At 56.5% G+C, this 11,795-nt stretch carries 9 protein-coding genes; 6 read left to right on the top strand and 3 right to left on the bottom strand.

The features are described from left to right. Positions 1-264: 264 nt before the first annotated feature. Complete coding sequence (locus tag EYB53_RS11775) at positions 265-816, bottom strand: GNAT family N-acetyltransferase (protein WP_135478375.1); 552 nt, start codon at positions 814-816, stop codon at positions 265-267. Positions 817-1,201: 385 nt separating this feature from the next. Between EYB53_RS11775 and EYB53_RS11770 the strand changes: the two genes are divergently transcribed. Next, entirely contained in the window at positions 1,202-2,389 is a 1,188-nt protein-coding gene (locus EYB53_RS11770; RefSeq protein WP_135478374.1) for an acetyl-CoA C-acyltransferase family protein, read from the top strand. 186 nt (positions 2,390-2,575) lie between these two features. Continuing rightward, entirely contained in the window at positions 2,576-3,319 is a 744-nt protein-coding gene (locus tag EYB53_RS11765; protein ID WP_135478373.1) for a 3-oxoacyl-ACP reductase family protein, read from the top strand. Between the two features lie 73 nt (positions 3,320-3,392). On the opposite strand, the gene EYB53_RS11760 is transcribed toward EYB53_RS11765, so the two are convergent. After that, entirely contained in the window at positions 3,393-3,692 is a 300-nt protein-coding gene (locus EYB53_RS11760) for a hypothetical protein (RefSeq protein WP_135478372.1), read from the bottom strand. 95 nt (positions 3,693-3,787) lie between these two features. Between EYB53_RS11760 and EYB53_RS11755 the strand changes: the two genes are divergently transcribed. Both EYB53_RS11755 and EYB53_RS11750 read left to right on the top strand, forming a co-directional pair. After that, positions 3,788-7,078 carry an AfsR/SARP family transcriptional regulator gene (locus EYB53_RS11755; RefSeq protein ID WP_135478371.1) on the top strand — a complete coding sequence of 1,097 codons (3,291 nt, stop codon included), beginning with the start codon at positions 3,788-3,790 and terminating at the stop codon, positions 7,076-7,078. Positions 7,079-7,449: 371 nt separating this feature from the next. Continuing rightward, complete coding sequence (locus EYB53_RS11750; protein WP_135478370.1) at positions 7,450-7,848, top strand: hypothetical protein; 399 nt, start codon at positions 7,450-7,452, stop codon at positions 7,846-7,848. A 33-nt stretch (positions 7,849-7,881) separates the two neighbouring features. Here EYB53_RS11750 and EYB53_RS11745 read toward each other — a convergent pair whose 3' ends face one another. Then, the gene (locus tag EYB53_RS11745; protein ID WP_135478369.1) at positions 7,882-8,634 is read right to left on the bottom strand and encodes a LamB/YcsF family protein; all 753 of its coding nucleotides are present in this window, start codon (positions 8,632-8,634) and stop codon (positions 7,882-7,884) included. Positions 8,635-9,025: 391 nt separating this feature from the next. On the opposite strand from EYB53_RS11745, the gene EYB53_RS11740 reads away from it, so the two are divergent. Both EYB53_RS11740 and EYB53_RS11735 read left to right on the top strand, forming a co-directional pair. After that, entirely contained in the window at positions 9,026-10,864 is a 1,839-nt protein-coding gene (locus EYB53_RS11740) for a phosphoenolpyruvate carboxykinase (GTP) (protein WP_135478368.1), read from the top strand. A 230-nt stretch (positions 10,865-11,094) separates the two neighbouring features. Further along, positions 11,095-11,757 (top strand): TRAP transporter small permease subunit, encoded by a 663-nt coding sequence (locus EYB53_RS11735; protein WP_216863633.1) that lies wholly within the window; start codon positions 11,095-11,097, stop codon positions 11,755-11,757. The last annotated feature ends 38 nt before the right edge of the window (positions 11,758-11,795 follow it).

The following is an 11,795-nucleotide window of genomic DNA, read 5'->3' as shown; positions in this document are numbered from 1 at the left end:
GCCAGGGCAATCAAGGCCAGGGCAATCAAGGCCAGGGCAATCAAGGCCAGGGCAATCAAGGCCAGGGCAAGGAGCGACACGGGCAACGATAACAACAGACGAACTGAGTACGGCACAGCATAGGGAACAGAACATGCAGATACATCAAACCTTTGCGTCTCTGCGCCTTTGCGTCAAATACCCCGCCCCACGACAAAGAGCGCCAGCAATGCTGGCGCTCGGTTGTGGGTAAACAGCAACTAGCCCGAACGTCTGCTACGCCCCTCAGACGCGCACAAACGCCGACATAATCACAATATCGTGCAAATTGCCATCGCGGTCAATCGCGTGGCGAGCAAGCTGGCCTTCAACGGCAAAACCGAGGCGACTAAAGATCGCCTGACCCGCCGTGAGCGCGGCAAGCATATCAACCGTGACCTTGGTAGCACCGAGGTCACGCGCATCCTCAACAATCGCCTGAGCGAGATGCATGCCAAGGCCAGTGCGCCGATAGCTCGGCAATACAATCAAGCGAATATTCGCCACATGATGCGACCAACCGGGAAGGCGCAGCGCAGCAGCATAACCCGCAATCTCATTTTCTGGAGTGACAGCAATCACTTGGCGCCAATTCTCGGCGTGTGCTGCATTCGCCAGACGGGTAATGATTTCGGGATGGGTAAAATCATCCTCAAGGTAGAGCAAATCATTTTTCGGAAGAGCCTGACCAAATCGCGATAGTGCTAACTTATCGTTCTCAATAAGGTTACGGATGGCAACATGACGACCATCCTTCAATGCTACGTTGCTGCTTGCCGCTTCAGTGCGTTGGGCCATGCCCTGCCTCCTTTATATGCTCACACTCAGTGGATTTATATAGGGCCGCCAAGTAATGGAATGAACTATAACATGAATAGTTACAACGTGGTTACTTTAGTTAAAAAATATCTTCGGTATGGAATGATTTCTCTACAGGACATTCGGCATACGCAACGGTTGCGCCAACACACTTAAGTGGAGAGAACGCGCTACAAAAGCAGATAGACCCCAGTTACGCCAAGCAAATGCCGGTAGACATCCCAAAACAGAAGCAGGATTAGCCTGAACAACCCGGCAGAAGGGATGTTTTGCTGTTATAATGTCTCCCATCCTAACGGCCCCAATGAAGATCATACGCCCGTGAGAGTTGAGAACTCAAGGGTGACAAGGAGGTCATGTCGCGATGAGCAACCAGCGAGAGGTAGTGGTACTCAGCGGAGTTCGCACAGCTATTGGCGGATACAATGGTAGTCTGAAAGATCAGGCACCAACCGAGCTTGCAGCGGCAGTAGTGCGTGAAGCAATTGCCAGGGCCGGGATCGAAGGCAAAGAGATCGAGCACGTTGCGTTCGGCCATGTCATCAACACCGAACCACACGATATGTATCTTGGTCGATACGCGGCAGTGAAGGGTGGCGTTCCCGTTGAAGCACCAGCGATGACCCTCAACCGACTGTGTGGGAGCGGGTTGCAGGCGATTGTTTCGATGGCCCAGGCAATCCAACTGGGCGATGCTGACGCGGCTATTGGCGGTGGCGCTGAGGTAATGAGCCGCAGCCCCTACAGTTTGCCAGGGATGCGCTGGGGTGCTCGGATGGGCGACGGCAAAGCCGTGGATATGATGGTTGGAGCGCTGTCAGATCCATTTGACGATGTGCACATGGGTATCACCGCCGAGAATGTAGCCGAAAAGTGGGGCATTACGCGTGAAGCACAGGATGCCCTGGCGGTCATTAGCCACCAGCGTGCCGCCGCTGCCATTGCCGATGGCCGTTTCAAATCGCAGATCATGCCAGTCGAACTGAAGGCCAAGGGCGGTATCCAGATTTTCGACACAGATGAGAATCCCCGTGCCGACACGGCCATCGAGAGGCTTGCCAAACTGCGTCCGGTCTTTAAGAAAGATGGGAGCGTAACCGCAGGCAATGCGTCGAGCATCAATGATGCGGCGGCGGCGGTCGTATTGATGGAACGGGCCACTGCCGAACGGCGTGGGTACAAGCCGATGGCACGGTTGGTCGGCTATGCGCACGCGGGCGTTGAGCCGAAATATATGGGCATAGGACCAGTGCCCGCCGTCCACCGCTTGCTCGAGCGCACCGGGGTGAGTCTCGGCGAGATTGATATTTTCGAAGTCAATGAGGCGTTCGCGGCCCAGGCCCTTGCGGTCTGCAACGATCTGGGCTTGCCCGAAGAAAAGACCAATCCGAATGGCAGTGGCATCTCGCTCGGTCACCCAATCGGGGCCACTGGCGCTATTTTGACGGTCAAGGCAGTGCATGAACTGCATCGTGTTGGGGCACGCTATGCCCTGGTGACAATGTGTATCGGCGGTGGTCAGGGAATTGCAGCGCTCTTTGAGCGGATGTAGCACCAGAACCGGCTCGCTGTTGAACGGGAGAGTCGCACTCCGTGCAGGGAGTGCCGACTTCAGTCGGCTACTGGTTTAGCCGACTGAAGTCGGCACTCCAGTAGGGTCGATTGCATATTTCAGAACGATCTTAGGTGCGACTCGGCGTAAGGTGTGATCTACAACGATAATCAAGGAGGTATGCTGATGGGGCGTCTTGATGGCAGGACGGCACTGGTAACCGGTGCTTCACGGGGAATTGGCCGAGGGATCGCGATTGAACTTGCCCGCGAGGGGGCAAAGGTCGCCATTAATTTTCAGAATAGTCAGGCCCGGGCTGAAGAAGTCGCCGAAGAGATTCGTTCTTTTGGTGGCGAATGTATGCTCGATCAGGCCGACGTGGCCCACCCTGAAGAAGCTCGCGAGATGGTCAAACGGGTCGTTGACACCTGGGGCCGCATTGACGTCCTGGTCAATAATGCAGGCATCACCCGCGATAAATCGATCCGCAAAATGACGGATCAGGACTGGCTCGAAGTCATCCAGACAAACCTCAATGCGGTCTTTTTCTGCACGACCGCAGCGATGCAGCCAATGATTGAGCAGAAGTTCGGGCGGATTATTAACATTAGCTCGATGAATGGGCAGACCGCTGCCTTTGGCCAGGCCAACTATGGTGCCAGTAAAGGCGGTATTATTGCCTTTACCAAAACAGCCGCGCTTGAGCTAGCCAAGTTCAATATCACGGTCAATGCGATCGCACCGGGCTTTACGCTCACCGATATGCTGTCGAAGGTACCCGAAGACGTACAAAACCAGATCAAGACCCGTATTCCGATGGGGCGATTTGGTACGCCTGAGGAGATCGCACGGGCAGTGATTTTCCTGGCTGCTGACGGTGATTATGTCACGGGTACGCAGATCAATGTCAACGGTGGCGCGTACATGTAGAACCGCGCTGCGCTGCCAAGAGAGTGAGCAATGAGCAGGGTATGGGGCCAGATAGCTCATTGCTCACTCTCGCTTAGGCCTTGGTGCTTCGTTCGAGAATCTCTTTGATTTCGCTCGAATAGCCTTCCCAAACCTGGAGCATTTCTTTGTTCATGCGCTGCTGGAGTTTGATGGCATCGGCAATGGCCTGTTCGGCTGAGCCTCGCATGCTGCGGCTGTAGTCCCAGTTTTTGAGCACCACATCAAAGGCAAGATCAGTGCTAGCTGTCATCAATTCATTCCATGCCCGCATCGAACGCATCACTATTTCGGTGGTATCAGTGTATTGTTGGCGCATACGTTCTTGAAGCTGCTCTACCTCATTACTTGCCATGGGGGTTCCTCCGGTGTATACTACGCATAACGCGCTGCGTCAAATTCTAATATGACTAACGCGTTTTCATACGATCTAGATTGCTAATCAAGACGATGGTATCACCGACAGTTACAGGTCAGTTCGGTGACGAAACCAGCCACGATGGGCTTTTGCTCACGAGGCTAACTCCACCTGCACAACAAACACGCCTCTTACGCCGCCAACGGGTAGAGACAACCCTCTCGGCAGCCCTTGATTATCCTATCTGTCTGGTGGTTGCGCCTGCAGGAAGCGGGAAGACGACCGCGATGGCCGCTCTGGCAACCTATGGTGGATGGCCTGCGGCGTGGTGTCGTGCCCGAGCTTCTGATGATCCCGCCCTTTTGCTCCGCCATCTTGCCGCAGCCTTTCGGCCTATTGCCGCACTCGACGAAGGCCATATCGCAACGGCCTTACAGCGTGCAACGGATGATCCACTGGGTGCGGGGATTGATACGTTCGTCAATGAACTGGCAGCTGCGCTTGATGATGATACGCTGCTTGTGGTTGATGATTATCATGTCATCGATCAGAACCCGAACTTACAGGCTATCTTTGACCGCCTCCTGGCGATTCAACCCCTCCGCTTGCATTTAGCTCTCGTCACCCGTGTTGAACCTCATCTCATGGCGGTTGAGACGGCGCGGATCCGCGGGGAACTCTTGAGTATTGATGAGCGTGATCTGGCGTTTACCACTGATGAAGCACGCGCGCTCGCCGTCCTGCTCGGGACAAAGATTCCCTCTGATCTGGACGAGTTGATTCGCGTAACCCGCGGGTGGCCGCTGGGGGTACAGGCTGGTCTGGCGGCTGATAGTTGGCCGGTCGCGCTGGGCTTGCGTGGCTCGGCACCACTTGACACCTATCTCAAGCGTGAAGTGTTCGATCCGCTTGCACCGGATCTGCAGCGCTTTCTGTTGCAAACGGCCGGCTTACGCCAGCTTGAACCCGATCTCTGTGCCTTGCTGGTGGACGATCAACTGGCCGGGCGTCAGCTTGCGCACCTGGAACGAAAACGGCTCTTTATTGAACGCGATGCCGAAGGGGTTGCCCGGATCCAGCCCGTGTTTCGATCGTTTCTGGCACGGGTCGCCGAGCAGGAACTGACGACCTGGCCGCTCTTACACCAGCATGCCGCAACCTATTATCACGAACGCGGTGACAGGGAAGGTGTGATGCACCATCTGTTGCTCGCAGGGGATCATGATGCGGCAACGGCACGCTTGATCGAGGGGGCCACCACGCTACTTGATACCGGACATGCCGAGCAGGTGCTGACCTGGGCCGTGCGTCTGATCCAGACCCATGGTGATCGGCCCGAGTTGCGCGAGATCCAGGCGGCGGCACTGCGCCGCCTGGGGCATTATGAAGAGGCCCTCCAAGCTTATGCTGCCGCTAGCAACGCCTTTGCCGCTGTCGATGATCTCGAAGGCCAGGTACGCTCGCTCCATGGGCAGGCAGCGGTCTATCTTGATACGGTGCAACCGGCCCACGCAACCGACCTGCTCAAGCAAGCCTTTCGCCTCTTGCCCCCTGAACGCACCGTCGAACGGGCTGATTTGCTCCGCATGCAAGCCGAAAATTGGGCCAATCGAGGACGTGCCGATGTGGCGCTGATTCTTGAACAGGCCGCCCGCCGCCAGGAACATGGCAATCAGCGGCGGAACAATGATGAGGCAAAACAACGCCAAGCAAACGGCCCACCGCGCGATCTCTTGCCACCCCGCTTGTTGTTGCGCGCCGGACGCCTCGACGAGGCACGCCAGCAACTTGAAGCCCAGCTCTGGGCAGAAGCAGCTATTTCATCCGATGGGGCGAGACTCTCAGCCCATCGTGAGCCATTACTCTTGCTGGCCTTGATCTATGGCATGCTTGGCAGTGGCACCCGTGCGCTCGCAATGGCGCAACGCGGCCTCGTTGAGGCGCAACAGGTTGGGTCACGTCTGACCGAAGCCATCGCGCTGTTGCGCGTTGGACACGCCTATCAACTGGTGAGCCCGAATGATATGCAACCGGTGATCCAGCGCTATACCGAGGCAATGAACCTCATTCAGTCAGTCGGCGTCACCCGTACCCGCGCCGAGGGCTACATGGGCTTGACGTTGCTCTATGGGCATGCGGGTGACCTGCCTCACGCCGAGGCCGATGCCCGCGAGGGCTTGCAGATTGCTGCGGCCGCCGGTGATGAGTGGACGGCAGCGTTGATTCTGTTGGCCCTCGGTGGGGCCGCCGTTGCCGGTGGCGATCACCGCGCCGGCGAATGGCTCGAACAGGCACGCCAGCGCTTTGCGCGTGGTGGTGATGCGTACGGCCTCGCGGTGACCACCCTCTGGCGCGCCATTGCGGCCTGGCGTGCCGGTGATATGAAAGTCGCCGATCAGGCTATTTCTGAAGTGCTGCACGCCGCCGCCGAGCGTCGCTATGTCGGTATTTTGATGGGGCCAAGCCTCTTTGGGCCGCGTGATATGGCGTCACTGGTGCCGCTCTTGCTGCGGGGTCGGTCGCTGAATGGGCACGCCGAACTCGCCCGGTTGCTGTTGCGCCAAGGCTTTCCGACGATTGCCGCTGATGATACCGTCGAGGATTATCATCCCGGCTATACGCTGCGTGTGCAGATGCTCGGCACGTTCCGCGTCTGGCGCGGTTCCCAGGAGATCCAGGCCCGCGAGTGGCAACGTGAGAAGGCACGGCAACTCTTTCAATTGCTGCTGACCTATCGCGGGCACTGGGTTCAGCGTGAGCAGATCTGTGCGTGGCTCTGGCCTGAGGCCGATCTTGAAGCGGCGGAACGCCAGTTCAAGGTAACCCTCAATGCACTCAATGCCGCTCTGGAACCGGCGCGTCCACCGCGGGTCGCCCCCTTCTTTGTCCGTCGCCAGGGGCTCGCCTATAGCTTTGCCCCGTCGTATGGGGTCTGGATTGATGTCGATGAGTTTGAGTTGCGCGCCGCTGCCGCCTTTGCCAGTGATGATGCCGATTTTGCCCGGCGCAGTGCCCAGATCGCCGTTGGCCTCTATCGCGGTGATTATCTGGCCGAGTCACTCTATGATCCCTGGACAACCGAAGAACGCGAGCGTTTGACGGCGCGCTTTCTGGCAATTGCAGTGCGTTATGCAACCCGGTTGAGCAACGAAGGCGATCAGGCCCGAGCCATTCAGCTCTGTGAACAGGTGTTGCGCCGTGACCGCTGTTATGAAGAGGCCTATCAGGTCTTGATGCGTGCCCACGCCCGTACCGGTAGTCGCTCGCAGGCCTTGCGAAGCTATAATCGGTGTGTCCAGTCCCTCCGCGATGAACTGGGCATGGATGCGCTGCCAGAGACCGAGGCGCTCTATGAGGCGCTCAAACGGAATGAGGCGGTGTAACCGCAATGCTTTGCACCTAAGGTTGGCCCCTGTTTGACACAAAGGCGCAAAGGCGCGAAGCTTAGGGCGATTGCATCTTCCGTGCATGCACCCCACCAGGGCACCCGCAAGGGGTGCCCGTACACCGGGCCCGGCCCCCGGGCCTGTAGGGGCACCCGCAAGGGGTGCCCCTACAGGCCCGGGGGCCGCCGTTTGCGCCGCTGGTTGCATGCACATGCTGCCACATAGGGCGTATTTTTTATCCGATTTCGTATGATGCAATCTCCCTAGCGCGAAGCTTCGGTAGTATGGTGGCTCAAGGTGGGATATGATAAGATATGCACGGGGCATGTCCCCTGAAGAATCATCATTGTTATGGAGTAAGCGAAAGCATGGCAACAGTTTTTTGGGTTCATAGCATCTTTGGTGAGCGTGTCCTGCCTTTTCTCATTATTCTGATGGCGATCTTCCTGACCGTCACCTATAAACCAGGCATTGAGTCACCCCGTTTTGCGCGTTTGTTCCCGGTACTCGTCGATCTGCAAGTTGGTCTTGGCATCATCTACTGGTCTTTTTTACTCTGGAATACGAGTGGGGCGAGTCAAGAACGCCTCTTTAGTTTTCCGTTTATTTTGCACCCGATGCTGGGCATTCTTGCCGCTGGAGTGGGCCATATGTCCATCAGCGCAGAAGGCCCCCTGGCAAAACTGGGGCGGTGGGGCCCGCTGGTCACGTTAACGCTCTTGCTCGTGTTGGTGCTGAGCACCGTCCTCGTAGCGTTGCAAAATTAGCTCACCAGACACGCGCCACGTTCCTGGGTGGCGCTAGAGCGCACACACCTGCACCCCGGCGGCACGCAGACCTTCGCGCAGATACGCAGCGCGGTCAGCGGCCCCCGGGGTGTCGCCATGGAAACAGAGGGTGTCGGCCTCGATGGGAATCGGAAGGCCGTGGGCAGCCGTAACGGTACCTTGCTGGACGATCTGAAGGGCTTGAGCGAGATTGGCGGCTGGATCGGTGATCAGCGCACCAGGTTGATCGCGGGGCAAGAGCGTGCCATCGGCCGCATATCCACGGTCAAGAAAGGCTTCGCGGGCAACTGGCAAACCCAAGGCCTGCGCAGCGGTGATGAGGAACGAACCCGCAAAGCCAACCAGGATCAACGTTGGATCAATTGCAGCGACGGAACGGGCAATGGTCTCGGCTACCACAGGGGTTTGGGCCGCAAGATTATAGAGTGCGCCATGAGGCTTGACATGGCGCAAAGACACCCCTTCAGCACGAGCAACGGCCTGCAAAGCCCCGATCTGGGCCAGCAGGCTTGCCTCGAGCTCCTCGACACTCATCGGCAAGACCCGTCGGCCAAACCCCTCGCGATCAGGGTAGCCTGGATGCGCCCCAATTGCGACCCCAAAGCGCTTGCATAAATGCACCGTTTGCCGCATCACCAGCGGATCACCAGCGTGCGCTCCACAGGCTACATTCGCCGACGTCACATGGGGCAGCACGGCGGCATCATCACCCATAACCCATACGCCAAAGCTCTCACCGCAATCACAATTGAGATCAATGTGCATGTTGTATATTCCTTAATCTATGCTGGGAACCACGTCCCATAACACATGAATGATGTCTAGGGCTGACGCCCTCCAAACCCGTGGCTTTGCTGGTCGAAGCAGGCAGCGTTGCTGCCTGCTTCGACCAGCAAAGCTACCATTCTTGGGGCCGCAGGCCCATACACATGAAGGTACGGGTTGTCGCCCTCCGAGCGAACTGAGGGCGGTAGGCCTCCCATATTCGAGCTAGTTGCCACCTGAACAGTTGCGCTTGCGACAATTAGCAAAATCGGTTACATTTTACCTTACCACATCCCGATTGCTTGTGGTATGATTGAGCCGTCCAGAAGCGTCCTGTCGAATCAATGGTGTCGCAGCGTACGTTTCGACATAGCAAAGAGGGGAGGAACAGATGCAGTTCCCTGATTACATCAAGCACGAACGCCTGAAGCAGTGGGTTAGTGAGATGGTGGATCTGTGTAAGCCAGATAAGGTTCACTTTTGTGACGGTTCACAAGAGGAGTATGACCAACTCTGCGAGCAGATGGTCGAGGCTGGTACCTTTATCCGTCTCAATCCCGAGAAACGTCCGAATAGCTTCCTGGCACGTTCGGATCCTAGTGACGTTGCCCGGGTTGAGGATCGCACCTACATCTGCTCGATCTCCAAGAATGATGCCGGTCCGACTAACAACTGGATGGCACCCAAGGAGATGAAGGAGATCATGGCGGGGCTGTTTGATGGATGTATGCGTGGGCGCACATTGTATGTGATTCCCTTTAGCATGGGGCCGCTTGGTTCACCAATTGCCCAGATCGGCATCGAAATCACCGACTCAGCCTATGTGGTGGTCAATATGAAATTGATGACCCGCATGGGCAAGGCTGTCTATGATGTGCTTGGCGAAGATGGTGACTATGTGCCATGTGCGCATACCGTTGGGGCACCGCTTGAGCCCGGTCAGAAGGATGTGCCCTGGCCCTGCAATCCAACCACCAAGTATATTGTCCACTATCCCGAAGAGCGGGCCATCTGGTCGTATGGCTCGGGGTACGGCGGCAACGCATTGCTGGGCAAGAAGTGTCTGGCCCTGCGTATCGCCTCGGTGATGGCCCGTCAAGAGGGTTGGCTCGCCGAGCATATGCTCATCGTGGGGGTGAAAGAGCCGAGTGGGCGCAAGTCGTATGTGGCAGCAGCCTTCCCGTCGGCCTGTGGCAAGACCAATTTTGCGATGCTGGTTCCACCCAAGATCTTTAAGGATGAGGGCTGGGAAGTTACGACGGTTGGTGATGATATTGCGTGGATCAAACCCGGCCCCGATGGCAAGCTCTATGCGATCAATCCTGAGTCAGGCTACTTTGGCGTGGCCCCTGGCACGTCGAATGAGACCAACCTGAGTGCGATGGAGAGTTGTGCCAAGGATACGATCTTTACGAATGTGGGCCTGACTGATGATGGCGATGTCTGGTGGGAAGGCATGACGAAAGAAAAGCCTGCCCATGCGATTGACTGGAAGGGCAACGACTGGACACCCGAGAGCACGACGCCAGTAGCCCACCCCAATGCACGGTTTACTGCCCCGGCGAGCAACAATCCGGTACTCGATCCGGCCTGGGATGATCCGGCAGGTGTGCCCATTCAGGCCTTTATCTTTGGTGGCCGACGCAGCACGACGGTGCCGCTGGTGTATCAGGCCTTCAACTGGAACTACGGCGTCTATCTCGCTGCCACGATGGGTTCAGAGACAACCGCCGCTGCCTTTGGACAGCAAGGTGTCGTGCGCCGCGATCCATTCGCGATGCTGCCCTTTGCCGGGTACCATATGGGCGAGTACTTTAACCACTGGCTCCAGTTTGGGCGCGAGATCTACAATCCACCCCGTATCTTCAGTGTCAACTGGTTCCGCAAGGACGAGAATGGCAAATTTGCGTGGCCGGGCTTTGGCGAGAATATGCGGGTGCTCAAGTGGATTGTGCAACGCTCGCATGGCGAGGCAGTCAGTGTTGAGAGTCCCATTGGTTGGATTCCCAACTACGAAAACCTTGACTGGCGCGGGCTCGACTTCAGCCGCGATCAGTTCGATAAGGTGATGAACATGAGCCTCAGTGATTGGCAGCAGGAAGTGCTGCTGCACGAGGAACTGTTTATCAAGCTCTATGATCGCTTGCCAAAAGAGATGATCAATGTGCGTGAGTTGATCCTCTCGAGCCTGTGGCGGACGCCGACCAACTGGGGGCCAACCCACGAATAACACTGCATCAAGCTGAGTTGCGATAAAAGGGCTGACCAGGTCAGCCCTTTTGCGATCACGTTGGGTTCCAAAACCCGGTTGTTGGTTCGTTTTGGCGGCTTTGCCGCCAAAACGAACCAACAACTTTGACAGAAGATGCCCTTGCGTGTACCATAGGGGTGAGCCCCTCACAAGTTTCGGTCATATATGAGTCGACTGCCATCATGCGGGAGCATTGCCGAACGAAGGCAATGCAGGTACGTCGTATTGTTTTGTTGAACCAGGCAACATGTGTGCCACTGGATCAGCAGGGAGGTTGCCGCGTGCAAGGATTGCTGCGTCTCTCTAAAGGCATTGATGCCTTTACCGAGTTTGTTGGAAACATTACGATCTGGTTGGTTCCGATTGTGGTTGGCATCGGCGTGTGGAACGTTGGCAATCGCTATATTGGGCTTGCGATTGGACGAACATTAGGCTCAAACCTCTACATTGAAGCTCAGTGGTATGTCTTTTCGGTTATTTTTTTAATGGGTGGTTCATATGCTCTGAAGCATGGTGAACATGTACGGGTTGACGTCTTTTATGGCATGTACTCACCTCAACGCAAGGCATGGGTTGATCTGCTTGGGACATTTCTCTTTCTCATTCCATTCTGCCTGCTGCTCATCTATTTTACGTTGCCGTATGTTCAGAACTCGTGGCGAATCCTTGAAGGCTCACCTGATGGCTCTGCTGGCTTGCCCCGTTATCCTCTCAAGACATTTATTCTTGTCAGTCCTGTGCTCTTGATTATTCAAGGTATTTCCGAGGCAATTAAGAACGCGGCTTTTTTGATGGGCTATAGCGATTCGACCGGAACAGGGAAAGAACATTCGGCAATGATCAAGCAAGGGCGGATAGACAAGGGGAAATAGCGAAGGTGGGGGTTCTGCAACCTCACGTGGGCAACAGA

The sequence above is a fragment of the Candidatus Chloroploca mongolica genome (assembly GCF_004762035.2).
Classification (GTDB): Bacteria; Chloroflexota; Chloroflexia; order Chloroflexales; family Chloroflexaceae; genus Chloroploca; species Chloroploca mongolica.
Note: the sequence above shows the minus strand (reverse complement) of the source record. Positions and strands in the feature narration are given on the sequence as shown.